This is a genomic window from Maritimibacter sp. (assembly GCF_016774595.1).
Taxonomy (GTDB): domain Bacteria; phylum Pseudomonadota; class Alphaproteobacteria; order Rhodobacterales; family Rhodobacteraceae; genus Maritimibacter; species Maritimibacter alkaliphilus.
This window is the reverse complement of sequence record NZ_JACBWT010000002.1, coordinates 1385141-1408039: the sequence shown is the minus strand read 5'-3', so window position 1 is coordinate 1408039 and position 22899 is coordinate 1385141. Positions and strand designations below refer to the sequence as shown.

Sequence of the window (22899 nt, the reverse complement as noted above, 5' to 3'; positions counted from 1 at the left end):
CGTTGTTCAGGCTTTCGCCTTTTTCTTCTCGGCCACGACCTTTTCGGCCAGATCGCGCGCGATGGCGAAAGCGCCTTTGATCTTGTCCGAGTCCTTCTTCCAGTCGCGCCGCACGATGATCTTGTTGTCCTTGACCTTGGCCAGCCCATTCTGCGCCTGCATGAACTCGACCAGCCCCGTGGGCGAAGCGAACTTGTCGTTGTGGAACTGGATCGTCGCGCCCTTCGGCCCACCATCCAGCCGCGCGATTCCGGCCCGTTTGCACATCGCTTTGATGCGCACGATCAGAAGCAGCGTGTTCACCTCTTTCGGGAGCTTCCCGAAGCGGTCGATCAATTCGGCGGCGAAACCTTCGAGCTCGACCTTGGTGGTCAGGTCCGACAGGCGGCGGTAAAGGCCCAGCCGCACGTCCAGATCCGGCACGTAGTCCTCGGGAATCATGACGGGCACGCCAAGGTTGATCTGCGGCGCCCAGGTTTCCTCGTATTCCGTGAGGCCTTCGAGTTCGCCCGAGCGGATCTTGGCGATCGCCTCCTCCAGCATGTGCTGGTAAAGCTCGTAGCCGACCTCGTTCATGTTGCCGGACTGCTCTTCGCCCAATAGGTTGCCCGCCCCGCGAATGTCGAGGTCTTGGCTCGCCAGCGCGAAGCCCGCGCCAAGGCTGTCGAGCGAACCCAGCACCTTGAGCCGCTTTTCCGCCCCCGGTGTCAGCGGCACGCGCGGCTTGGTGGTGAGATAGCAATAGGCGCGGGTCTTGGAGCGGCCCACCCTGCCCCGGATCTGGTAAAGCTGGGCCAGACCGAACATATCGGCCCGCCAGACGACCATCGTGTTCGCGGTCGGGATGTCGAGGCCGCTTTCAACGATGGTCGTGGCGACCAGCACGTCGAACTTGCCGTCGTAAAAGGCGTTCATCCGGTCATCGAGTTCGCCCGCCGCCATCTGGCCGTTGGCGGTGACGAAGGACACTTCCGGCACCTGCGTTTTCAGAAACTCTTCGATCTCACGCAGGTCTTTCACGCGCGGGACCACGACGAAGCTCTGCCCGCCCCGATAGTGTTCGCGCAAGAGCGCCTCGCGGATCGTCACGGTATCGAATTCGGAAACGTAGGTGCGGATCGATAGACGGTCGACTGGCGGCGTGCCGATGATCGACAGGTCGCGCACGCCGGTCAGGCTCATCTGAAGCGTGCGCGGGATCGGCGTGGCGGACAGGGTCAGCACATGCACGTCCGAGCGCAACTCCTTCAGCCGTTCCTTGTGGCTCACGCCGAAGCGCTGTTCCTCGTCGATGACCAACAGGCCGAGGTCTTTGAACCGGGTGCCTTTGGCCAGCAGCGCATGGGTGCCGACGACGATATCGACGGTCCCGTCCTTCATCCCTTCGCGGGTGCGGTTCGCCTCGCCTTGGCTCACGAAACGGCTGAGTTGGCTCACCTGAATGGGAAAGCCCCGGAAGCGTTCCGCGAAACTCTTGTAGTGCTGGCGGGCAAGCAGAGTTGTCGGCGCGATCACCGCGACCTGTTTGCCACTCAGCGCCGCGACGAAGGCCGCGCGCATCGCCACCTCGGTCTTGCCGAAGCCCACGTCGCCGCAGATCAGGCGATCCATCGGGCTGCCTGCCGACATATCCTCGATCACGTCCGCGATGGCCGAAAGCTGATCGTCCGTCTCGGTATAGGGGAAGCGCGCCGCAAATTCCTCCCACGCGTGATGCGGGGCCTCCATCACCGGGGCCTTGCGCAGGCTCCGTTCGGCGGCAAGCCGGATCAGCTTGTCGGCAACCTCGCGAATACGCTCTTTCAGCCGCGCCTTCTTGGCCTGCCACGCGCCACCGCCCAGCTTGTCGAGAAGCCCCTGTTCATGCCCGTATTTCGACAGAAGCTCGATGTTCTCGACCGGTAGATACAGCCGATCCCCGCCCGCGTATTCCAGAAGCACGCAGTCATGCGGCGCGCCAAGCGCCGTAATCGTCTCGAGCCCGCGATAGATGCCGACGCCATGATCGACGTGAACGATCAACTCGCCGGGACTGAGGCTTTGATGCTCGGTCAGGAAGTTCTCGGCCCGCCGCTTGCGCTTGGGCGCACGGATCAGGCGGTCGCCCAAAACGTCCTGCTCGGATATGACCGTCAGGCCCGGCGCTTCGAACCCATGCTCCAGCGGCCACACGGCGAGGTAGAGCCCGCCCTTTCCCGCCGCCACGTCGCGGAAATCGGTGATCTCGGTCTGCGCCGTCAGATCCTCGTCCGATAGAAGCCCGCCGAGACGTTCGCGCGCGCCTTCGGAATAGGAAGCGACGACAACCGGCCCCTCGTCCCGCCGCGCCCGGATATGGGCGGCCAGCACTTCGAACAGATTGATCTTTTCCTGCTGCCGTTCCGGCGCGAAATTCCGGCCGATCCGCCCGCCGCCGTCCACGACCCCCGGCCCGGTCTGGCGCGGCAGTTCGGTCAATTGAATGGCGCGCATCTGGGCCAAGGCCGCGGTCCATGCGTCCTCGTCCAGATAAAGCAGGTCCGGCGGGCACGGCTTATAGACCGTGTCCAAGCGGTTCTTGTCGCGCATCGCGGCGCGGCGCGTGTCGTACTGGTCCGCGATCCCTTCCCACCGCGCGATGCGGGCGGGGCCGGTCTGATCGTCGAGCATCACGCTCGCCCCCGGCAGATAGTCGAACAGGGTTTCGAGCTTTTCGTGGAAGAAGGGCAGCCAGTGCTCCATCCCCGAATGCTTGCGTCCCGCGCTCACCGCCTCGTAAAGCGGGTCGTCCGATCCGCCCGCACCGAATTCCACGCGGTAGTTCTGCCGAAACCGCGCGATCGCGGCCTCGTCCATGATGATCTCGGACACCGGCGCCAGTTCGATGGCCGACAGCGTCTCGGTCGTCATCTGGCTGACCGGATCGAACCGCCTCGCGCCGTCCAGCACATCCCCAAAGAGGTCGAGCCGCACCGGACCCGCCTCGCCCGGCGGGAAGATGTCGATGATCCCGCCACGCACCGCGAAATCGCCCGGCTCGGTCACCGTCGGGGCCTGCGCGAAGCCCATGCGCACCAGAAACGCGCGCAGCCCGTCCACGTCGATCCGGCTGTCGACGGTGGCCGACCAGCTCGCTTCCGTCAAAACCTCGCGCGCCGGAACGCGCTGCGTGGCGGCATTCAAGGTGGTGAGCAGAATGAATGGACCCGGCATCCCGTGGGCCAGCGCCGCCAGCGTCGCCATGCGTGCGGCGGACACGTCGGCATTGGGCGACACCCGGTCGAACGGCAGGCAATCCCAACCCGGAAAGGTCAGCACCGTGACATCCGGTGCGAAGAACCCCAGCGCCGCCTGCATCGCCGCCAGCCGTTTGTCGTCGCGGGCGACATGCACCACGGGGCCGCCGGTCTTTTCCAGTTCTCTGGATACAAGGAGGGCGTCGAATCCCTCGGGCGCGCCCGATAGCGTGATGTGATCCCGGCTGGCCATGTGGGTGGGAGGTAAACCGCCCGGCAGCGGTGTCAATGCCCGATTGGCGGCTACTGCCCCAAGGCGCCGTAGGTCATGTTCTGATACATGCCCCAAAGCGCGGTCACGAAGATCGCGATCATGCCGACGAACTGCGTCATGATCCGGTGGCGATGCATGAACTTGCGCAGCGGCTGGCCAGACAGGGCGGTGTCGCGAATGACGCGCGCCGAATTCACCGACAGCGCCCCCACCACGATCATCGGCGCGCCGAGCAGGAACACCGCCTGCGCGAATTCCACGTCATAGTAGAACCCCAGCATGGCCAGCCCGGTCATCAGCATCGCCCCGAAGCCGACGATCCAGAGGCCGGACACCCCCGCCACATACAAAAGCCGGTTGCAGTTGATGCGCACCATGTCTTCGAGGTCGATCTCGGCCTCGCCGCCATGACGCCCGGCCCGCTGGATCATGTCGTAAGGCACGCCCAGCACGTAACGCGAGGTCTGGGACCAGACGGCCGCCAGTGCGATCCAGTACCAGAGGTTGGAAAAGCTCCTCATGTCGATGAGCTCGAAAACGGCTGAATACCAGTCCACCGTGCTGCCTGTCCCGTCTTGGCGGTTGTTTTGCGCGACCATACGCGCGTGATCCGCGCGGCGCCACCCCTTGAGGGCCGGGTTTTGCCGTGGCAAGGAAAGCGAACCCAGAAGGATGCAGACATGACACGCACAACCGCCCCCTTCCCGACCACCCGCCTGCGCCGCAACCGCCGCTCGCCCGCCCTGCGCGCGCTTGTGCGCGAGACGACGCTGACGGTGGACGACCTGATCTGGCCCGTGTTCCTGATGGAGGGCGAGAACGCGACCTACGACATTCCCTCCATGCCCGGCGTGAAACGGATGACGACCGACCTCGTGGTCAAGGCCGCGCGCGAGGCGCATGATCTGGGCATCCCGGCGATCTGCCTGTTCCCCTATATCGAGCAGACCGTGAAGACCGAGGATTGCGCGGGCGCGTGGGATACAGACAACCTGTCCAACCGCACCACCCGCGCGATCAAAGACGCGGTGCCCGACATCGCGATCATGACCGACATCGCGCTCGACCCCTACAACATCAACGGCCACGACGGCTTCGTCACGAACGGCGAAATTGTGAACGACCGCACGGTCGAGGCGCTGGTGAAAATGGCGCTGGCGCAGGCCGAGGCGGGCGCAGACATCCTCGGCCCCTCCGACATGATGGACGGGCGCATCGGCGCGATGCGCGTGGCGCTCGAGGCCGAGGGGCATCAGAACGTCTCGATCATGTCCTATTCGGCCAAATATGCCTCGGCCTTCTACGGCCCCTTCCGCGATGCGGTCGGCGCGTCCGGCGCGCTGAAAGGCGACAAGAAGACCTACCAGATGGACCCCGGCAATTCGGACGAGGCGCTGCGCCTCGTCGAACGCGACCTGATGGAGGGCGCGGACATGGTCATGGTGAAACCGGGAATGCCTTACCTCGACGTCTGCCGCCGGGTGAAAGACAGCTTCGGCGTGCCGACCTACGCCTATCAGGTGTCGGGCGAATACGCGATGTTGCAGGCGGCCATCCAGAACGGCTGGCTCGACGGCGAAAAGGTGATGATGGAAAGCCTCTCAAGCTTCAAACGCGCGGGCTGCGACGGCATTCTCACCTACTTCGCCCCCGAAGCCGCGAAGCTCCTGAACGGCTAGGCGCGCACCCCGCGCCCCCTTCTCTGTTTCACAAATACTTCGGGAGGTCTGGAGGGCAGCGCCCTCCGGAGCCGCCACAGGCGGCTTGTGGCGGCTACGCTTCGGCCTTTTCCGCCAGCGCCAGCCATTCTTCTTCGGACGCCGCCAGCTTTTCCTGCCGCTCCACCAGCGCCTCGGTCGCCTTCTTGAACTTGATCGGCTCGCGCGTGAACAAATCCGGGTCCGACAACAGCCCTTCGAGCTTGCCGATCTCGGCCTCCAGACGCTCCAACTCCGCCGGGAGCGCCTCCAGACGGTGCTTTTCGGTAAAGGACAACCCGGCCTTCTGCGGCTTGGCCACGGGCTTCGGCTCGGCCGGTTTGGCCGCGGGTTTGGCCTTCTCGACCGGGGCCGCCGCAGCCTCGGTCCGCTGCGACAGGTAATCCGACCAGCCGCCCGCATAGACCGTGGCCCGCCCGTCGCCCTCCATCGCGATGGTGGTCGACACCGTCCGGTCGAGGAAGTCACGGTCGTGACTGACGAGAAGCACGGTGCCGTCGTAGTCCATGATGAGTTCCTGAAGCAGGTCCAGCGTCTCGACGTCCAGATCGTTGGTCGGTTCGTCCAGCACCAGCACGTTCGACGTCTTCGCCATGATCCGGGCGAGGATCAGCCGCGCCTTCTCACCCCCCGACAGCGAGCGCACGGGCGCACGCGCCTGCCGTTCGTCGAACAGGAACTCCTTCAGATAACCGACCACGTGCTTGGGTTGCCCGCGCACGAGGATCTGATCGGCCTTGCCCGAGACGCGCATTTCGGGATCGCCCGCAAGGTTTTCCCATAGGCTCGCGTCGTCGTCCAAAGTGGCGCGGTTCTGATCGAACACGGCCATCTCGATGCCCGTCCCAAGCGTCACCGTACCGCTGTCGGGCGCTTCTTCCCCGATCAACATTTTTAGAAGCGTGGTCTTGCCCACGCCGTTCGGGCCGACCAAGGCCACGCGGTCGCCCCGGTTCACGAGGATCGAGAAATCCCTGAGGATCACCTTTCCGTCGTAAGCCTTTGAAATACCTTTCGCATCGATCACCTTACGGCCCGATTTCGGCCCCGCCTGCAACTCCATCGCCGCAGCGCCCTGCCGCTTGATCTGTGCGGCCCGCTCGGCCCTGAGATCGCCAAGCGCGCGCACCCGGCCCATGTTGCGCTTGCGCCGGGCCGAGATGCCTTCGACCGCCCAACGCGCTTCGGCCTTGATCTTGCGGTCGAGCTTGTGGCGCTGCATGTCCTCGTCTTCCCAGACCTTGTCGCGCCAGGTTTCGAACTTGGCGAACCCTTCCTCCTGCCGCCGGACCTGCCCCCGGTCGATCCACAGCGTCGCGCGGGTCAGCGCGTTCAGGAACGCCCGGTCGTGCGAGATCAGGACGAAGCCTGCGCGGGTCGTCGAAAGCTCGTCTTCGAGCCACTGGATCGCCTGAATGTCGAGGTGGTTGGTCGGCTCGTCCAGAAGCATCAGCTCCGGCGCCTCGGCCAACAACTTGGCCAAGGCCGCGCGGCGACGTTCCCCGCCCGATGCGGTCGCCACGGCCACGTCCGGGTTGAATTTCAGCCCCTCGGCCACACGCTCGACCCGGTAGTCCTCTCCCGCGTCCAGCCCGCTCGCGGCGAAGTCGCCCAGCGTGGCGAAGGCCGACATATCCGGGTGCTGCTCCATATAGCCCACGCTGATCCCCGGCGGCAGGATGCGTTCGCCGTGATCGGGTTCGACCATCCCGGCCATGACCTTCATCAGCGTGGATTTTCCCGACCCGTTGCGGCCGACGAGGGCCACCCGGTCGCCGGGCTGGACCACCAGCGAAAGGTCGTGAAAGACGGGATCGCCGCCGAAGGTCAGCGAGATGTCGTTGAGTTGAAGAAGCGGTGCGCGTGCCATGCCGCTCACCTAGTCCCGGCCCGTGCCCTCGTCAATCGCCCGCCAGCAGCCGAAGGGCCCGCGCCCGGCCCGGCGGCACCTTGGCGATCTCGACGCCCGTGAAAACGTGCAGCGTGTTCATGGCGCGGTCGACGACCAGATGGTCCGACACCCATCCCCCCATGATGAGATAGGTTCTGAGCAAGGGCGGCATCTGACGTTGCGCCCGCCCCGCGTCCCATGTGCCGTGGGGCAAGGCGACCGTCTCGCCCGCTTGCGCGGCGAGGTTCAGATGCGCGGGCGCAAGGTGCCGGGCGCGCAGCAGGCCGAGCGCGTCGGCGTAGGGTGCGGGGTCATTGCCGTGAAACGACGAACACCCGAACAGGAGCGCGGCCGAGGCCCCGTCCACGATCCGGGTCATGGCGGCCCATGCGATGCGCACGACGTCGGGATCGTGTTCCTCGGGCGCAAGGCAGAATCGCCCCATCTCGATCATCGGGCCGTCGATGGTGGCGAGGCCCGCAAGGTCGTAGAACTGGCCCGAATAGCCCGACCGGGCCGCCGTGCCATCCGCGAAACTCTGGAAGCGATAGGTCGCGACGAGCACCCCGTCGCGCTTCACGAGCACATGGTCGCAATCCGCGTCGAACGGGTCGATGTCGCGCGCGTCCGTGGCACCGCCGCGAAAGGCGCGCTGGCGCAGGTGTTGCGCCTCGGCGACCTCAGACTCGTTCTCCGCCAGCCGGACCGTGAGACCCGCACGGGACAGGATCGCGCCCATGACGCGGGCCCCGTCAGCCGCCGACGATATCGTCGAGGTTGATCTTGCCGATGTTGCCCAGAAGCTGCCGCAGGAAGCCGATGCCGCGGGTGTTCGACGTGGTCACACGGCGCGACAGCACGACGACGTTGCCCTCTTCCAGCCCGAAGCGTTCGATGTTCTCGACGACGCCCGCCTCCGTGAAAGTGATGCGCAGAACCTCGCGGTCGATCTCTTCCTTCTCGCGGTAGCCGACCTGCTCGAACCGGGACTGGACGTAATACCATGCCTCTTCGGTGAGCAGACCCGCCGCCCCCGGCTTGCCGACGATGGCCGCCACTGTTTCGCGCGTGTCGAGGCCGACCATGATCTCTTCCACGTCCTGATCGGTCGGAAGATACCCATGGTTGGAATAGATCGGGGTGCAGGCCGAAACGGCCACAGTGATGGCCAGGGCAGCCATAAGGCGCAGGATCCCCGCCTTCGTACCGGTCGCGGTCATACTGCCCCCCTTGCCTTGCCGCTTATTCTCTTGCACCAAGTTCATATTGAATGATTGCGCGGCGTTCAAGGAACGAAAAGGCAAATGACGGCATCTGACGGCAAGATAGAGTATGGACCGGTCCTTCGCGTGGCAGATTTGGACAAATCCCGCCCGCGTGAGATCGAAGTGAGCCTGAATGAGCGGCAGTTGAAGGCTCTGGCGGACGAGTTGGGAATCGACGATCTGCGCAAGGTCCGGTTCACCGGAACGCTGAAACCGCTGTCCAAACGCGACTGGCGCTTCACGGGTCACATCGGTGCCACGGTGGACCAGATGAGCGTCATATCCCTCGACCCCGTCACGACCCGGATCGAGGAAGATGTCGAGCGGACATGGATCGCGGGGCTCGAGCCGACGACCGCCGATGAAAGCGAAACGCCCGAGGACGTGGATCGGGAACCGCTCGGCACCGAGATCGACATGGGCACGGTGCTGGCCGAGGCGCTCGCCCTTGCCCTGCCAGACTATCCGCGCGGCGACGAGGAAGAGATCGGCGAGCAGGTCTTCACCGAACCGGGGAAAGAGGCGATGACCGACGAGGATGCAAAGCCCTTCGCCGGGCTTGCGGCCCTGCGCGACAAGCTGACCGGAGAGGGCGGCGACGACTAAGGTTTCGCAGGTCTTTGCACCCGCGTTTGAAACTCGTGCGCCCCATGCATATCTCCGGTTTGTCCGAGGCGCAGCCGGCCCCCGCGAAAACCCTTGCAAAACAGGAGAATCGCAGTATGTTCCGGCCCTCTTTCAAAAGATGGGTTGGAACCGTGCGTTTAAGCGCGTAAGAGGCGGTCAGACTCGCGAAAGATGAGACTGGAACAACGGGCTTCGGCCCCTGACGAAACAGGGCAACGACACCGAAGCCCCCGCAAACATCGAGGTTGAGACATGGCTGTCCCTCAGAACAAAGTCACCAAGTCGCGCCGCAACATGCGCCGCTCGCACGACTCGCTCGTGGCTGACAACCCCAACGAATGCCCGTCCTGTGGCGAGCTGAAGCGTCCGCACCACGTGTGCCCGTCCTGCGGCCATTACGCCGACCGTGAAGTGGTCGCGATGGCCGACGAGGTGGACTTCGACGACGAAGACGCGGCGTAAGCCTGACACGAGGCCTGCCCCATGACGGAAACGACGGACCCCGGTTCCCGGACGTCGGCCTCCGCACAGGGGCTGCAACGCATTATCATTTCGGTCGACGCGATGGGCGGCGACCGCGGGCCGGCGGCTGTTGTCGCCGGTCTCGGTAAATCTGCGCGCAAGAACAAGCACATCGGGTTCATCCTGCACGGCGACAAGGATGAGGTCGAGCCGCTCGTGGCCAAGCGCCCGGAACTCAAGGGCATCTGCGAGGTGCGCCATGCCGAAGGCGTGGTGACGATGACCGACAAGCCGACGCAGATTCTGCGCACCGGCAAGAACACCTCGATGTGGTCCGCCATCGACAGCGTGAAGAACGGCGAGGCCGAGGTCTGCGTGTCCTGCGGCAACACCGGCGCGCTCATGGCCCTGTCGATGATGCGCCTGCGCAAGCTGCCGGGTGTGTCGCGCCCCGCGATCGCGGTGTTCTGGCCCTCGCGCAACCCCATCGGCTTCAACATCATGCTCGACGGCGGTGCCGACATCCGCGCCGACGAGATGGACCTGCTGCAATACGCCCTGATGGGCGCGTCCTATGCCCGCAACGGCCACGGCATCCAGCGCCCGCGTGTCGGCCTGCTCAATGTCGGGACCGAAGAGCACAAGGGCCGGGCCGAGATCAAGGCCGCCGCCGACCTCATCACAGACGCGGCCCCGGTGGCGAATTTCGACTACATCGGATTCGTCGAAGGGGGCGATCTGCTGTCCGACCGCGTGGACGTGATCGTGACCGACGGATTCACCGGCAACGTGGCGCTGAAGACCGGCGAAGGCACCGCCAAGATGGTGAACGAGGCGCTGAAAGACGCGTTCCTCGCCACGCCCCTGTCCCGCATCGCAGCATTGCTCGCCACCACGTCGCTGCGCCGTCTGAAAAAGCGGATGGACCCGCGCCGGTCGAACGGCGGCGTGTTCCTCGGCCTGAACGGGACGGTGGTCAAAAGCCACGGTTCGGCTGACGCCACCAGCTTTTCCGCCGCAATCAAGCTCGCCTTCGACCTCGCGCAGTCGGGGTTCAACGAGAAGCTTGCGGCACGGGTTGCATATACCCCCGGAGACACCCAAGATGCGCCAGCGTTGATCGAGAAGAAGGCGAGCGCAGAAGAATGACAACACGCGCTGTGGTCCGCGGAGTCGGGCATTACCTGCCCGAACGGATCGTCCCGAATAGCTGGTTCGAAGAACGGATCGACACGTCGGACGACTGGATTCGGTCGCGAAGCGGCATCGAACGGCGCCACTTCGCAGCTGAGGGCGAAACCACGTCCCAGATGGCCATCGCCGCCGCCAAAGAGGCGCTGCGCGACGCGGGCATGGGCGTCGATCAGGTCGACACGGTGATCGTCGCGACCTCGACCCCCGACCTGACATTCCCCTCCTGCGCCACGATGGTTCAGGCGGGCCTCGGCATGACCAAGGGCTTCGCCTTCGACGTTCAGGCGGTCTGCGCCGGGTTCGTCTTCGCGCTGGCCAACGCCAATGCGCTGATCGTATCCGGCCAGTCCAAATGCGTTCTTGTGATCGGGGCGGAAACCTTTTCGCGCATCCTCGACATGGAAGACCGCTCGACCTGCGTTCTCTTCGGCGACGGGGCCGGCGCCCTGCTGATCGAAGCCGCGACCGGCACGGGCGAGAACACCGACCGGGGCATCCTGTCCTCGGACCTGAACTCCGACGGACGTTACCGCGAAATGCTGTATGTCGATGGTGGCGTCTCGACCACCGGGACGGCGGGCAAACTGCGGATGCAGGGCAACCCCCTGTTCCGTCAGGCCGTTGAAAAGCTCGCCGCGACCGCCGATGCGGCCTTGGGCAAGGCCGGGTTCACCCATGCCGATGTCGACTGGATCGTGCCGCATCAGGCCAACATCCGGATCATTCAGGGCACGGCCAAGAAGCTCGACATGAGCATGGACAATGTGGTGGTGACGGTTCAGGACCACGGCAACACCTCGGCCGCCTCGATCCCGCTTGCACTCTACGAGGGCAAGAAACGCGGCCAGATCCGCGAAAACGACGTGGTCGTGACCGAGGCCATCGGTGGCGGTCTTGCCTGGGGCGCCGTCGTTCTGCGCTGGTAATCGGCGCTTTCGTGCCATATCGGCGTGAAACCCTTCTGCCAAGCCATTGATCTTGACTTGAAAATCGAACCGCCCCATGCTGCCCGAAACCATCTCGGGGGACGGTATGAGTGAAAAGACGCTGACGCGCATGGACCTGAGCGAAGCCGTGTTTCGCGAAGTGGGCCTGTCGCGCAACGAAAGTGCCCAGCTTGTCGAAAGCGTGCTGGGCCATGTTTCGGACGCCCTCGTGAAGGGGGAGACGGTCAAGATCTCGTCGTTCGGCACCTTTTCGGTGCGCGACAAGGCGGCCCGCGTGGGGCGCAATCCCAAGACCGGGCAAGAGGTTCCGATCTCGCCGCGCCGTGTCCTGACCTTCCGTCCGTCCCAGATCATGAAAGAACGGGTCGCAGCCGGTAACAAGAGCTGAGCCCGACCAAGAGCAGTCAATGAACGGGCATCGACATGGAACAGAAGTCACCTGACGCCTTCCGCACGATCAGCGAGGTGGCCGAGTGGCTCGGCGTCCCCACCCACGTCCTGAGGTTCTGGGAAAGCCGCTTCACACAGGTCAAACCGGTGAAACGCGCGGGCGGGCGGCGCTACTATCGCCCTAGCGACATGGAACTGCTCGGCGGTATCCGCAAACTCCTCCACGAAGACGGCATGACGATCCGCGGCGTGCAGAAGCTCCTGCGCGAAGAGGGCGTGAAACACGTCGCCGCCATGTCGCCCGCGCTCGATCTGGACGCCGAGGGCGACGGGGCGAGCAACGTGGTCTCGCTTTCGGCCCGCAGCCGCGCCAATGAAGCGGATGTCGAGGATGCGGAGGTCGTGGCCGAGGACGAAGGCACCCTGCCCGTCGACGAAGCGATGGAAGACGGCGCCGTCACGCCCGTCGACCCCGAAGAAGACCGGCCCGTGAGCTTCGGAACCGACGAAGACGCCGGACCGGCCGAGGTGGAAACCGATGCGCCGACCCTGTCCGACGAGGTGATCGCGCAAGCCGACGAACCCCAGCCCGAAGACGAAACAGAAGACGACTCCGCAGACGCCAACCTGTTCGCCGACCCGCTGGAAACTGCGCAGCCCGTCGACGCGGTGAACGACGACGCGCTGGTCGACGAGACCACGCAGGAAGACGACTGGGCCGAGGATGAAACCGCCGACGCGGCCATGGGCGAAGAGGACGACGCGCCGCAGGTCGAAATGGTCACCTCCGGCGCATTGCCCGGCGACGACGACCCTTGGGCGCTGTCCTCCGACGAACCCGTCACGCCCGCGTCCGATACGCCGGACGAGGCCGAAGAGGACACGCCCGCATGGAACCCGGCGGTCGAAGTCTCCGGCGCGGACGACAGCGACATCGTGGCCCCGACCGAGGACACGCTGCCCCACACCGAAGACCCGCATATCTCCCGCGCCGACCCCGAGCCCGAGGAACATGCGCATGAGGTGGAAGCGGCACCGCTTGACGACGACGACCTCGCGCCTGACGCGCCGACCTATTCGGACATGGAAGACCCCGCAGCCGTGCCCACCGCGGCGGATCCGACCGGGGACAACCCGGCACGCGATGTCGCGGCAGAGGCCGACGACACCCCATCCGACCCCGCGCCGACATGGTCCGAGGACACCGACATCCCCGTGGATGCGGGTTATTCCGACTACGCGCCGGTTCTGGTGATGCCCGATATCGACGACGATCCGGCGGACGGCACGTTGCCCCCGGATATCGCGCCCGTCGGCCCGCGGCTCAGGCGTTTGCGGGCCCGCGGCCTCACCTTGCCGCCCGCCCATCTCAGCGCGCTGTCGGACCGGCTGAAAACGCTTGGAAGCGACCCGTCGGACGGCACGTTGCGATAAGCGAAACCGAATGCCAATCCGGTCTTGCCCAGCCTGCGAAAACTGGTATGTAGCACCCCACGTCGGGCTATGGCGCAGTCTGGTAGCGCGTCCGTCTGGGGGACGGAAGGTCGCAGGTTCAAGTCCTGCTAGCCCGACCAATCACCGAACCGCCCGCCCTCGCAAGGGGCGGGCGTTCGTGTATTCGGGGGATGGAAGATGACGATGACCGGAACGGGTGTCTTGCCCTCGCAGGCGCTGCGCCAGATGATCGACGCAGGCACGCTCGCCGCCGATCCCGCGATCATCCCCGAACAGATCCAGCCCGCCTCGCTCGACCTGCGGCTCGGCACAGTGGCCTACCGCGTGCGCGCGTCTTTCCTTGCGGGCGAAGGGCGCACGGTGGCCGACCGTCTGGACGAGTTCGAAATGCACCGCATCGACCTGACGAACGGCGCGGTGCTGGAAAAGGGCGCGGTCTACGTCGTCCCGCTGATGGAGCGCCTCGCCCTGCCGGACGGTATTCAGGCGGTCGCCAACGCCAAAAGCTCCACCGGGCGTCTCGACCTTCTGACCCGCACGATCACCGACGGCGGGGTCGAGTTCGACCGCATCGGGACGGGCTACACCGGCCCGCTCTATGCCGAGATCTGTCCCCGCTCCTTCTCGGTCCTCGTGCGCCCCGGCATGCGCCTCAACCAGATTCGCTTTCGTCAGGGTCAGGCCGTTCTGTCCGACGCCGACCTGCGCGCCCGTCACGCCGCCGATCCGCTCGTCGACGTGGCCCCGGTCATCGACAACGGCCTCGGCTTTTCGGTCGACCTGAGGCCCGCGCAAGGCGACCTCGTCGGTTACCGCGCCAAACCCCATACCGGCGTTATCGACCTCGACAAGATCGGCCATTACGACCCGGCCGAATTCTGGGAGCCGATTCACACAACCGAGGGCCGCATCATCCTCGACCCCGGCGCCTTCTACATCCTCGTCAGCCGCGAAGCCGTGACGATCCCACCCGACTGCGCCGCCGAAATGGCCCCCTACCTCGCCATGGTCGGTGAATTCCGCGTGCATTACGCAGGCTTCTTCGACCCGGGCTTCGGCCATGTCACGGCCGGCGGTAGCGGGTCGCGCGGCGTGCTCGAGGTGCGCTGCCACGAAGCGCCCTTCGTCCTCGAACACGGTCAGGTCGTGGGCCGCCTAGTCTATGAAAAGATGTCGGAAACTCCGGAAACCCTCTACGGCGCCGACCTGAAATCGAACTATCAGGGCCAGGGCCTCAAGCTTTCCAAGCACTTCCGCGCCCCGAAGGCCTGACCCGGCGTCCCCTTCTCTGTTTGAGAAATACTTTGGGAGGTCTGGAGGGCTAGCCCTCCAGAGGCGGCGCAAAACCTGCGCGGGCGCACGCCCGCACCGCTTTAAAACGCTCAGATCAGCGGATGCGTCGCACCAGTTTCGACGCCTGCTTGGCCCGGCGCGCGGTCTGGTTCGCGGCTTTGGCGCGCTGACGGTCCTCGGCTGTCATCTCACCCTGCGGCTTGCCGCGCCGTGCCGCATAGTCGATGCCCGCATCCACGCCCTTGTGGACGAGACGCCCAAGGACCATGCGCACCACCATCGTGATCATTCGTTCGATATTCATCGGCCTGCCTCTGCCTGTTTTGGCCAGATTAACAGAACCGTTCAAAAAAAGGAATCACTCTTCGAAGAGCTCGGACTGGCCCTCGTCGTCCTCGTCTTCGTCCTCCTCCCCACCCATCGCGGGTGGCGGGCGGCTTTCCAGAAGACCGGCGGCGCGCAGTTCCTTGAGGCCCGGAAGGTCGCGCGCGCTTTCCAGCCCGAAATGATCCAGAAAGCCTTGCGTCACGACGAAGGTCACCGGGCGGCCCGGCGACATGCGGCGGCGGCCGAAGCGGATCCACTCCATCTCGATCAACTGGTCGATGGTGCCACGGCTAACCGACACGCCCCGGATTTCCTCGATCTCGGCGCGGGTAACCGGCTGGTGATAGGCGATGATCGCCAGCGTCTCGATCGCCGCGCGGCTCAGCTTGCGCGTCTCAACCGTTTCCTTTTGCATAAGGTAGCCAAGGTCCGGCGCCGTGCGGATCGCCCAAGCGTCGCCCACCCGCACGATGCGCACACCGCGCCCCTCGTAGCGCTTGCGCAGATGCACCAGCGCCTCGGCGGGGTCCGAGCCATGCGGCATCCGCGCGGTCAGTTCGGCCACGGTCACGGGTTCAGCGCTGGCGAACAGGATCGCCTCGACCATCCGCTCCTGCTCGCCCATCGGAGGGGCTTCGAACAGGCTTTCCTCCTGCTCCACCGCGTCGTGTTCTTCAGTCATTCGGTTTCCTGCGGATCTGGATGGGCGAGAACGTCTCGCCCTGCCGGATTTCGATTGCGCCCGCCTTGGCAAGCTCCAGCGAGGCCGCGAAATTCGCAGCCGTGGCCGAGCGGCGGCGCACGGGATCGTTGCCCCAGCCTTCGGGCATGTAAGACATGATGTCGGTCCACTCGCCGGCGAAGCCGATCAGGTGGCGCATCCGGTCCAGCGCCTCCTCCATCGTCATGACGCTTTCGCGGTCCATGACGAAAGGCCGGAATTCGTCGCGGGTGCGGATGCGGGCATAGCCCTGCATGAGATCGAGAAGCGTGGCGGTGTAGCTGATCGTTTTTCGCCGCTCGACCACCTCGACCTGTCCACGCACGAAAAAGTCGCGCCCCTTCTGGTCCCGTGCCATGAGCCGCGCCGACACGTCGCGCATCGCTTGCAGGCGTTCCAGCTGGAAGGCGAGATGCGCCGCCAGTTCCTCGCCCGACGGTCCTTCTTCGGTCGGGTCGGGGGGCAAGAGCAGGCGCGACTTGAGAAAGGCGAGCCAGGCGGCCATGACCAGATAGTCCGCCGCCAGTTCGATGCGCAGATGTCGGGCCTTTTCGACGAACGCCAGATACTGTTCGGCCAGCGCCAGCACGGAAATCTTGCGCAGGTCCACCTTTTGCGTGCGCGACAGTGTCAGCAAAAGGTCGAGCGGCCCCTCGAACCCGTCCACGTCCACGATCAGGGCTTCTGCGGCCATCCTCTCGGAGACCGACAGGACGTCTGCCTGAAACTCGTCGTCGTCTGACATTGAAAAGGGGTTACCCGGCCCGATGCGTCATCAGGCTATGAAACTCAGCGTCCAGCGCCGCAATGTCAATATCGTCGGGGGCCTTGCGCCATGTCAGCGCGGTCTCGGCGCGCACGGCGGCCTGCCCGGCCAGTCGCCCGGTGGCGGCCACGACGGCCTGCATCTCGTCCCGCTCGCCGTTGCAGTGCAGGATCAGGTCGCACCCGGCCTGAAGCGCGTCATGGCACCTGTCCGCGAAGCTGCCCGCAAGCGCCTTCATCGAAATGTCGTCGGACATGAGCAGCCCGCCGAACTTGATCCGGTCGCGGATGATCGAAATCATCTTGTGCGACGTGGTGGCGGGCGCGTCGGGGTCGATATCGGCATAGACCACATGCGCCGTCATCGCGATGGGCAGACCCGCCACGGACTGAAACGCGAGGAAATCCGACACGTTCAGCGCCTTTTCCTTGGTCTTCACGACCGGCAGTTCCAGATGGCTGTCCGCCGTCGCGCGGCCATGACCGGGAATGTGCTTGATGACCGGCAGAACGCCGCCGTCCACCAACCCCGTGGCCGCAGCCCCCGCGATGTCGGCGACCCGCACCACGTCATCGCCGTAGCAGCGGTTCGCGAGGATCTCATGCGTGTCGGGGCGCACGAGGTCCAGCACCGGGGCGCAGTTCCCGTCGATCCCGACGGCGCGCAGTTCGTGCGCGATAATCCGGTAGCGCAGATACATCGCCTCGGCGGCCTTGCGCTTGGTCAGCTTCACCTGCTCCAGCGGTGGCAGCCAGTCGCGCCAGTGGGGCGGTCGCATCCGGGCGACGCGGCCCCCTTCCTGATCGACGAAGATCGGGGCGTCGCGGCCCACCGCCTCGCGCAGTTCGGTGGTCAGCCACGCGACCTGCTCCGGGTCTTCGATATTGCGCGCGAACAGGATGAAACCCCACGGGTCCGCATCGCGAAAGAAGTCGCGTTCCCAACGGGTTAGACGCGGGCCCTCACACCCGAGGATGTAGGCACCCGCCCCCATTGGATCAGCGCGTCACGACGGGAATGCAGGAGGCTTTGGCGGCCGTCAGGGCCGAGCACAGGCGCCGCGCTTCCGACAGGTCGTCGAAGCCCATGGCGCGCAGGCGGTAGAACGTCTTGCCGCCCGATTGGGCCTGTTCGATCACGCGCGACTTGCCTTCGAGGTATTCCGCGAAGCGCCCGTTCAGCGTGTCCCACTCCGCGCGCGCCACGTCCTCGGTGTCGAAGGCGCCAAGCTGGACGAGCCGCGTGCCCGCCGGAATGTCGGACGGCGCGACCTCCCGCGTGGCCTCGCGCGTGGCGGCCAGAAGCGCATCCGACGACGGGCTCGCAGCGGCACGGGTGACAAGGTCGGTGGGGCGCGCACGCGGGCGCGGCGAGGCGGCGACGCCCGGCACGCTCGGCTGCACGATGTCGCCCGACCGCGCGGCGGCGAGCGCCCGCTCTTCGGCCTCGGGCGTCATGGAAAGGTCGGCCTCATCGCCCGACAAGGGCGCGGACCCGGCCGCGATCTGCTCGGCCATCGCACGTGCGGCGGCTTCCGCGTCATCGGCGGACACCGCAGCATCCAGCGGTTCGGTCCCAAGCTTCGGCTGGCTGTCGCCGGCTTCGGCGGTCGGCGTCGCCTCGATGGTCGACGAAGACACCGCAGGGGCATCGTTCTCTTCGAGCCGTTCGGCAGGCGGCGCGAGGACGAGCTGACGCGCAGGCCCTTCCGCCGCGCCTTCCGCGGTGACGTTATTCACGGCCAGACCCTGATGTTCGGCATCCTCGCCGCCGGGATTGTCGGGCTGAATGCGCATCGGCCCCTCGAGCGCGGCGATCACCGGCACTTCGGTCACGTCGCGCATGGCAAGCTGGTAACCCCAGACGGCAAGACCGCCCACCAGCGCGATCGACAGGATCGCGCCGACGCCGTTCATGAACCCCGCCACGCGCCCGCGATCGGCCACGCCTTCGTCGGGCGCGGCGTAATAGGCGGCTTCGTGATACTGCGGCGCGGGATCGTAGTGCGGCTGACCATAGGCCTCATGCGGGGCGGCATAGCCGTGCTGCGGCTGGGCCTGCGCCTGCTGATAAGGATTGGGGTATTGCTCGGGGGCCGCCCGGTACTGTTGGGCCTGCGGCTGGGGCGCGGGCTGCGCCGGGGCCTGCCGACGCACCTGCGGCTGCGTCTGCATCTGGCGCGGCTGAGGCTGAGGTTGCGGCTGGCGGGGCTGCGGCTGGCGTGGTTGCGCCTGCATCTGCGGTTGCGGCGCGCGGCCCTGCCCCGCCTGCGCCTGCTGAGGCTGGCGCGCGGGCTGCGTCGGCTGTGCGGGCCGCTGCATGGTCGGCTGCGGCGACCGCTGCGGCTGTGGCTGGGGCTGCGCCACCCGCTGTTGGGTCTGCTGAGGCATCGGCGCCGATTGCGGCGCCGCCGGTCGCTGCGCCTGAAGCCGTGGCTCCTGCCGCGTCACGGGCGGCTGGCCGTGCCATGCCGGATCCTGCGCATGCGGGTGATGAGAGTGGCCCTGTTGGCCCTGCTGCGGATAGCCGGATTGTCCCGCGCGGGGACCGCCCCAATTCGCGTTCGTCATTGCCTGCCTCACTCCGGGAGCGCCGATCTTACCGACCGATCACCCCTCGTCTCGTGCCTCGCCCGCCCCTTGTTTTTCTGGGTTTTTCACCCGGGATCTGGGCTTTTCCTGACCGCTCGGCGGCGCTTGTTCGTCAGCGCATTTCTTCGAGCGGCGTCACGCCAAGAATACCAAGACCCGCTGAAATCACAACGGAAACGGCTTTCGGCAGGGCAATTTTCGCCGCTGTTGCTTGGGAGTCACTCTCGGCAAGGAAACGCAGTTCCGGGTGATCATTCCCCTTGTTCCAGAGTGCGTGAAATTCACTGGCCAGTTCATACAGGTAGAACGCGATCCGGTGCGGCTCATGCGTGCGCGCGGCGATCTCGACCAGACGCGGCCACTCGGCCAATTTCTGCGCCACCTTGATCTCGGCCTCGTCGGTCAACGACGGCTTGCCCGGCTCGACCCCCATGTCGGCGGCCTTGCGCAGCACGGAATGGACCCGCGCATTGGCGTATTGCACGTAGAACACCGGGTTGTCCTTGGACTGCTCCAGCGCCTTGTCGAAATCGAAATCAAGCGGCGCGTCGTTCTTGCGGGTCAGCATGATGAACCGGGTCACGTCCGGCCCGACCTCGTCCACCACGTCGCGGAGCGTCACGAAGGTTCCCGCCCTCTTGGACATCTTGAACGGCTCGCCGTTCTTGTAGAGCTTCACGAGCTGCGTGAGCTTGATGTCGAGCGGCACCTTGTTGTCCGACAACGCCGCGACGGCGGCCTTCATCCGCTTGACGTAACCGCCGTGATCGGCCCCGAACACGTCGATCAACTGATCGAAGCCGCGCGTCACCTTGTCGTAGTGATAGGCGATGTCGGGCGCGAAATAGGTCCAGGCCCCGTCCGATTTCATGATCGGGCGGTCCACGTCGTCGCCGTAGTCGGTCGACTTGAACAGGGTCTGCTCGCGCGGTTCCCAATCCTCGGGCAGCTTGCCCTTCGGCGGCTCCAGCGTGCCTTTGTAGATCAGGCCCTTGCCCCTGAGATCCTCGATCGCGGCCTCGATCCGGCCCGTGCCGTAAAGGCTCTTTTCCGAAAAGAACACGTCCATCTCGACGCCGAGCGCCTTCAGGTCCGCCCGGATCAGGTCGAGCATCGCATCGGTCGCGAAATCGCGCACGTCTTCCAGCCAGAACTGCTCGCCCTTGCCGACGAAGGCGTCGCCGACCTTGGCCTTCAGCGCCTCGCCCACCTCGATCAGGTAGTCGCCGGGATAGGTGCCGTCCTCGAACGCGACCTCCTGCCCGTGCGCCTCCAGATACCGCAGGTAGACCGACCGCGCGAGCACATCGACCTGCGCGCCGCCGTCGTTGATGTAGTATTCGCGGGTGACGTCATGGCCAGCATAGGCCAGAAGGCTCGCCAGCGCGTCGCCGAACACCGCACCGCGCGTGTGACCGACGTGAAGCGGCCCGGTCGGATTGGCGGACACATATTCGACGTTGACCTTCTGCCCCTGCCCCATGTCGGACGTGCCGTAATCGGGATCGGCCAGAACGCCCTCGACCAATGCGGCCCAGACGCCCGGTTCGAGCCGCAGATTCAGAAACCCCGGCCCCGCGACGTCGGCCGATGCGATCCGGTCGTCGGCGGCCAGTTTGGCGGACAGGGCGTCGGCGATGTCGCGCGGCTTGGCGCCTGCTGGCTTGGCCAGCACCATCGCCGCATTGGTCGCCATATCCCCATGCGCCGCATCGCGCGGCGGCTCGACCGCGACGTTCGCAAAGTCCAGCCCGGCGGGCAGCGCCCCCTCGGCCACGAGCGCATCGAGCGAGGCAATCACGAGAGACCGGATATCGGCGAAAAGGTTCATGTCACACCTGTCTGAGAAACCCCGCGCGGTCTACCACGCCCCGCGCAGAGGTCAACGCCCGCGAGTCGTCTGCGGGTCAAGGATGCCGCAGGCACGGCGGCCCTGCCGCCGCTTGTCCTTGAGGCGCAGGCGACTCGCATCACCCTTGATCTGGCGCCTTGAGGGGCGGATCGCCCCCTCAAGCGCCTCCCCAGCAAAGGCGCCGCCGCCCACCATCCCGCACAGCCCAATGGCAAGAGCGCTCACCGCGCGTGCCTGCCGCAGGCGGGGACGCGCAAGACAAGCGCGGGCGCCAGCCCGCACCGCTTACTTGGACAAAAGCCGGGAGCGGGTGTCGGTGCCGCCGATGAAGCGCGAATGGGTTTCGATGGCGAAGCGGTCGGTCATTCCGGCGATATAATCCGCCACGATCCGCGCCAGCGCCCGCTCGTCCGCGGCCTCCGCCACGTCCTCGCGCCATTCCGAGGGCAGGTAATCGGGGTGATCCATGAACAACGGGAACAACTCGTCTATGATCGTCGTCACCTCCTCACGCATCTTCACCACGGAGGGCGCGCGATAGACCTTGCGGAACAGGAACCCGCGCAATTGCTTGAGTTCCTCCCAGATTTCGTCCGAGAACCGGATGATCTGACGCCCGGCCATGCGCACGTCGGTGGCGGTCTTGGGGTCAACTTCGGCAATCGCGGCGCGCGAGGCCGCCAGAACGTCTTCGACCATCACGCCGAAGACGCGGCGCAGCGCCTCGTGCCGACGTCGCTTCATGTCGAGGGTCGGATAGGCCTGGTCGACCGCCGCATAGGACCGCCGGATCATCGGCACCACGAGGATTTCCTCCTCGTCGATCAGCTTGGCGCGGATCGCATCGTGCAGGTCGTGGTTGTTATAGGCGATGTCGTCGGCCAGTGCCGCGATCTGCGCCTCGGCGCTTGCGTGGGTATGCAGTTCGAGGTCCTGAACCGCATTGTATTCGGCCAGCGCGACGGGCAACTCGCCCGTGACCGGACCGTTGTGTTTCGCAATGCCTTCAAGGGTTTCCCAGGTGAGGTTCAACCCATCGAACTCGGCATAATGCCGTTCGAGCGAGGTGACGATCCGCAAAGCCTGTGCGTTGTGGTCGAAGCCGCCATAGGGCTGCATCAGCGCGTCCAGCGCATCCTCGCCCGTATGTCCGAACGGCGTGTGGCCAAGGTCATGGGCCAGCGCCACGGCTTCGGTCAGCTGGCCGGACATGCCCAGAGTGCCCGCGATGGTGCGCGCGACCTGCGCCACTTCGATGGAATGGGTCAGCCGCGTGCGGTAATAGTCGCCTTCGTGCTCCAGAAACACCTGCGTCTTGTGCTTGAGCCGCCGGAACGCCGATGAATGGATGATCCGGTCGCGGTCGCGCTGGAAACACGAGCGAAACTGGCTTTCTTCTTCGGGGTATAGCCTGCCCCGGCTTTGCGCCGGATCACACGCGAATGTGGCCTTCATGGTGCCGCAGCGCCTTTCTCGTCTCTTGTTGCCCTGTCCCAAGGCTCATATATTCCAACTGTTACGGACTTGAAACATCGGGTGAACCATGGACCTCAACCTGCCCCCCAAAGTGACCGACCGCGCATTCGCCCGGCTGGGCGAGATTGGCGCAGGCAAGGACGGCAAGGCGCTGCGCGTGGCCGTCGAAGGCGGTGGCTGCTCGGGCTTTCAATACGACATAGCGCTGGACGCGCCCGATGACGGCGACCTCGTGCTCGAAGGCGCGGGCGAGAAGGTCGTGATCGACGAAGTGTCCCTGCCGTTCCTGACCGGGGCTACCATCGACTTCACCGAAGAGTTGATCGGCGCGCGCTTCGTGATCGACAATCCGAACGCGTCAAGCTCCTGCGGCTGCGGCACCTCGTTCTCGATGTAGCCGTTTTGCGCCGCGAGGCGTCGCAATCGGGGGCTCTG

21 protein-coding genes and 1 tRNA gene are annotated in these 22899 nt (G+C 65.6%); 10 read left to right on the top strand and 12 right to left on the bottom strand.

The window, feature by feature from the left end; translation table 11 throughout:
• Nucleotides 1-6: 6 nt before the first annotated feature.
• Both mfd and HOY44_RS18050 read right to left on the bottom strand, forming a co-directional pair.
• A complete protein-coding gene (mfd, locus tag HOY44_RS18055) occupies nt 7-3468 on the bottom strand; it encodes a transcription-repair coupling factor (protein WP_287436646.1) in 3462 nt (1153 codons plus the stop codon).
• Between the two features lie 50 nt (nt 3469-3518).
• Nucleotides 3519-4088, bottom strand: a complete 570-nt coding sequence (locus HOY44_RS18050) for a hypothetical protein (RefSeq protein WP_008329215.1) — start codon at nt 4086-4088, stop codon at nt 3519-3521.
• Between the two features lie 81 nt (nt 4089-4169).
• Between HOY44_RS18050 and hemB the strand changes: the two genes are divergently transcribed.
• Nucleotides 4170-5168: a porphobilinogen synthase gene (gene hemB / locus HOY44_RS18045; protein WP_287436643.1), complete on the top strand. Its 999-nt coding sequence runs from the start codon at nt 4170-4172 to the stop codon at nt 5166-5168.
• 94 nt (nt 5169-5262) lie between these two features.
• On the opposite strand, the gene HOY44_RS18040 is transcribed toward hemB, so the two are convergent.
• Genes HOY44_RS18040 through HOY44_RS18030 form a run of 3 tightly spaced genes read right to left on the bottom strand, consistent with a single transcriptional unit; the run spans nt 5263 to nt 8318 of the window.
• Nucleotides 5263-7077, bottom strand: coding sequence for an ABC-F family ATP-binding cassette domain-containing protein (locus tag HOY44_RS18040; protein WP_287436641.1), 1815 nt, complete (start codon nt 7075-7077; stop codon nt 5263-5265).
• A gap of 31 nt (nt 7078-7108) precedes the next feature.
• Nucleotides 7109-7837: a GNAT family N-acetyltransferase gene (locus tag HOY44_RS18035; RefSeq protein ID WP_287436639.1), complete on the bottom strand. Its 729-nt coding sequence runs from the start codon at nt 7835-7837 to the stop codon at nt 7109-7111.
• A gap of 13 nt (nt 7838-7850) precedes the next feature.
• Nucleotides 7851-8318 carry an outer membrane protein assembly factor BamE gene (locus tag HOY44_RS18030; protein WP_040884422.1) on the bottom strand — a complete coding sequence of 156 codons (468 nt, stop codon included), beginning with the start codon at nt 8316-8318 and terminating at the stop codon, nt 7851-7853.
• A 129-nt stretch (nt 8319-8447) separates the two neighbouring features.
• Here HOY44_RS18030 and HOY44_RS18025 point away from each other — a divergent pair, with 129 nt between their 5' ends.
• The 8 genes from HOY44_RS18025 to HOY44_RS17990 all read left to right on the top strand — a co-directional run bounded on the left by HOY44_RS18025 (nt 8448) and on the right by HOY44_RS17990 (nt 14710).
• Nucleotides 8448-8969, top strand: a complete 522-nt coding sequence (locus HOY44_RS18025; protein ID WP_287436636.1) for a YceD family protein — start codon at nt 8448-8450, stop codon at nt 8967-8969.
• 273 nt (nt 8970-9242) lie between these two features.
• Nucleotides 9243-9452, top strand: coding sequence for a 50S ribosomal protein L32 (rpmF, locus tag HOY44_RS18020; RefSeq protein WP_008329231.1), 210 nt, complete (start codon nt 9243-9245; stop codon nt 9450-9452).
• A gap of 21 nt (nt 9453-9473) precedes the next feature.
• Nucleotides 9474-10601: a phosphate acyltransferase PlsX gene (gene plsX / locus HOY44_RS18015; RefSeq protein ID WP_287436633.1), complete on the top strand. Its 1128-nt coding sequence runs from the start codon at nt 9474-9476 to the stop codon at nt 10599-10601.
• Nucleotides 10598-11572, top strand: a complete 975-nt coding sequence (locus tag HOY44_RS18010; protein ID WP_138424002.1) for a beta-ketoacyl-ACP synthase III — start codon at nt 10598-10600, stop codon at nt 11570-11572. The genes plsX and HOY44_RS18010 overlap by 4 nt, the downstream gene beginning before the upstream one ends.
• A 106-nt stretch (nt 11573-11678) precedes the next feature.
• Entirely contained in the window at nt 11679-11981 is a 303-nt protein-coding gene (ihfA, locus tag HOY44_RS18005) for an integration host factor subunit alpha (RefSeq protein WP_040885460.1), read from the top strand.
• A 35-nt stretch (nt 11982-12016) separates the two neighbouring features.
• Entirely contained in the window at nt 12017-13417 is a 1401-nt protein-coding gene (locus HOY44_RS18000) for a MerR family transcriptional regulator (protein WP_287436630.1), read from the top strand.
• 63 nt (nt 13418-13480) lie between these two features.
• A tRNA-Pro gene (locus HOY44_RS17995) sits at nt 13481-13557 on the top strand.
• A gap of 58 nt (nt 13558-13615) precedes the next feature.
• Nucleotides 13616-14710 carry a 2'-deoxycytidine 5'-triphosphate deaminase gene (locus HOY44_RS17990; RefSeq protein ID WP_287436628.1) on the top strand — a complete coding sequence of 365 codons (1095 nt, stop codon included), beginning with the start codon at nt 13616-13618 and terminating at the stop codon, nt 14708-14710.
• Nucleotides 14711-14825: 115 nt separating this feature from the next.
• Here the strand turns inward: HOY44_RS17990 and HOY44_RS17985 are convergent, their stop codons facing one another.
• The 7 genes from HOY44_RS17985 to HOY44_RS17955 all read right to left on the bottom strand — a co-directional run bounded on the left by HOY44_RS17985 (nt 14826) and on the right by HOY44_RS17955 (nt 22443).
• Nucleotides 14826-15035 carry a hypothetical protein gene (locus tag HOY44_RS17985; RefSeq protein WP_008329238.1) on the bottom strand — a complete coding sequence of 70 codons (210 nt, stop codon included), beginning with the start codon at nt 15033-15035 and terminating at the stop codon, nt 14826-14828.
• A gap of 54 nt (nt 15036-15089) precedes the next feature.
• Nucleotides 15090-15740 (bottom strand): SMC-Scp complex subunit ScpB, encoded by a 651-nt coding sequence (scpB, locus tag HOY44_RS17980; RefSeq protein ID WP_287436625.1) that lies wholly within the window; start codon nt 15738-15740, stop codon nt 15090-15092.
• Complete coding sequence (locus HOY44_RS17975; RefSeq protein WP_008329240.1) at nt 15733-16524, bottom strand: segregation and condensation protein A; 792 nt, start codon at nt 16522-16524, stop codon at nt 15733-15735. The genes scpB and HOY44_RS17975 overlap by 8 nt, the downstream gene beginning before the upstream one ends.
• Before the next feature lie 10 nt (nt 16525-16534).
• On the bottom strand, nt 16535-17539 hold the full coding sequence (gene nagZ / locus HOY44_RS17970) for a beta-N-acetylhexosaminidase (protein ID WP_287436622.1): 1005 nt from the start codon (nt 17537-17539) through the stop codon (nt 16535-16537).
• Nucleotides 17540-17543: 4 nt separating this feature from the next.
• Complete coding sequence (locus HOY44_RS17965; protein ID WP_287436620.1) at nt 17544-19115, bottom strand: SPOR domain-containing protein; 1572 nt, start codon at nt 19113-19115, stop codon at nt 17544-17546.
• A gap of 133 nt (nt 19116-19248) precedes the next feature.
• Nucleotides 19249-20967, bottom strand: coding sequence for an arginine--tRNA ligase (argS, locus tag HOY44_RS17960; protein ID WP_138424008.1), 1719 nt, complete (start codon nt 20965-20967; stop codon nt 19249-19251).
• A 306-nt stretch (nt 20968-21273) separates the two neighbouring features.
• Complete coding sequence (locus tag HOY44_RS17955; RefSeq protein ID WP_138424009.1) at nt 21274-22443, bottom strand: deoxyguanosinetriphosphate triphosphohydrolase; 1170 nt, start codon at nt 22441-22443, stop codon at nt 21274-21276.
• 88 nt (nt 22444-22531) lie between these two features.
• Here HOY44_RS17955 and HOY44_RS17950 point away from each other — a divergent pair, with 88 nt between their 5' ends.
• Nucleotides 22532-22861 (top strand): HesB/IscA family protein, encoded by a 330-nt coding sequence (locus HOY44_RS17950; RefSeq protein ID WP_008329247.1) that lies wholly within the window; start codon nt 22532-22534, stop codon nt 22859-22861.
• The last annotated feature ends 38 nt before the right edge of the window (nt 22862-22899 follow it).

What these genes read in the sequence shown, in the direction of transcription:
- ihfA (WP_040885460.1), top strand. Translation starts at nt 11,679, where the DNA reads ATGAGTGAAAAGACGCTGACGCGCATGGACCTGAGCGAAGCCGTGTTT.
- hemB (WP_287436643.1), top strand. Translation starts at nt 4,170, where the DNA reads ATGACACGCACAACCGCCCCCTTCCCGACCACCCGCCTGCGCCGCAAC.
- HOY44_RS17950 (WP_008329247.1), top strand. Translation starts at nt 22,532, where the DNA reads ATGGACCTCAACCTGCCCCCCAAAGTGACCGACCGCGCATTCGCCCGG.
- HOY44_RS18000 (WP_287436630.1), top strand. Translation starts at nt 12,017, where the DNA reads ATGGAACAGAAGTCACCTGACGCCTTCCGCACGATCAGCGAGGTGGCC.
- HOY44_RS18050 (WP_008329215.1), bottom strand. Translation starts at nt 4,088, where the DNA reads ATGGTCGCGCAAAACAACCGCCAAGACGGGACAGGCAGCACGGTGGAC.
- HOY44_RS18040 (WP_287436641.1), bottom strand. Translation starts at nt 7,077, where the DNA reads ATGGCACGCGCACCGCTTCTTCAACTCAACGACATCTCGCTGACCTTC.
- mfd (WP_287436646.1), bottom strand. Translation starts at nt 3,468, where the DNA reads ATGGCCAGCCGGGATCACATCACGCTATCGGGCGCGCCCGAGGGATTC.
- HOY44_RS18035 (WP_287436639.1), bottom strand. Translation starts at nt 7,837, where the DNA reads ATGGGCGCGATCCTGTCCCGTGCGGGTCTCACGGTCCGGCTGGCGGAG.
- plsX (WP_287436633.1), top strand. Translation starts at nt 9,474, where the DNA reads ATGACGGAAACGACGGACCCCGGTTCCCGGACGTCGGCCTCCGCACAG.
- HOY44_RS18010 (WP_138424002.1), top strand. Translation starts at nt 10,598, where the DNA reads ATGACAACACGCGCTGTGGTCCGCGGAGTCGGGCATTACCTGCCCGAA.
- HOY44_RS17975 (WP_008329240.1), bottom strand. Translation starts at nt 16,524, where the DNA reads ATGTCAGACGACGACGAGTTTCAGGCAGACGTCCTGTCGGTCTCCGAG.
- HOY44_RS17965 (WP_287436620.1), bottom strand. Translation starts at nt 19,115, where the DNA reads ATGACGAACGCGAATTGGGGCGGTCCCCGCGCGGGACAATCCGGCTAT.
- nagZ (WP_287436622.1), bottom strand. Translation starts at nt 17,539, where the DNA reads ATGGGGGCGGGTGCCTACATCCTCGGGTGTGAGGGCCCGCGTCTAACC.
- scpB (WP_287436625.1), bottom strand. Translation starts at nt 15,740, where the DNA reads ATGACTGAAGAACACGACGCGGTGGAGCAGGAGGAAAGCCTGTTCGAA.
- HOY44_RS18030 (WP_040884422.1), bottom strand. Translation starts at nt 8,318, where the DNA reads ATGACCGCGACCGGTACGAAGGCGGGGATCCTGCGCCTTATGGCTGCC.
- HOY44_RS17985 (WP_008329238.1), bottom strand. Translation starts at nt 15,035, where the DNA reads ATGAATATCGAACGAATGATCACGATGGTGGTGCGCATGGTCCTTGGG.
- argS (WP_138424008.1), bottom strand. Translation starts at nt 20,967, where the DNA reads ATGAACCTTTTCGCCGATATCCGGTCTCTCGTGATTGCCTCGCTCGAT.
- HOY44_RS17955 (WP_138424009.1), bottom strand. Translation starts at nt 22,443, where the DNA reads ATGAAGGCCACATTCGCGTGTGATCCGGCGCAAAGCCGGGGCAGGCTA.
- HOY44_RS17990 (WP_287436628.1), top strand. Translation starts at nt 13,616, where the DNA reads ATGACGATGACCGGAACGGGTGTCTTGCCCTCGCAGGCGCTGCGCCAG.
- rpmF (WP_008329231.1), top strand. Translation starts at nt 9,243, where the DNA reads ATGGCTGTCCCTCAGAACAAAGTCACCAAGTCGCGCCGCAACATGCGC.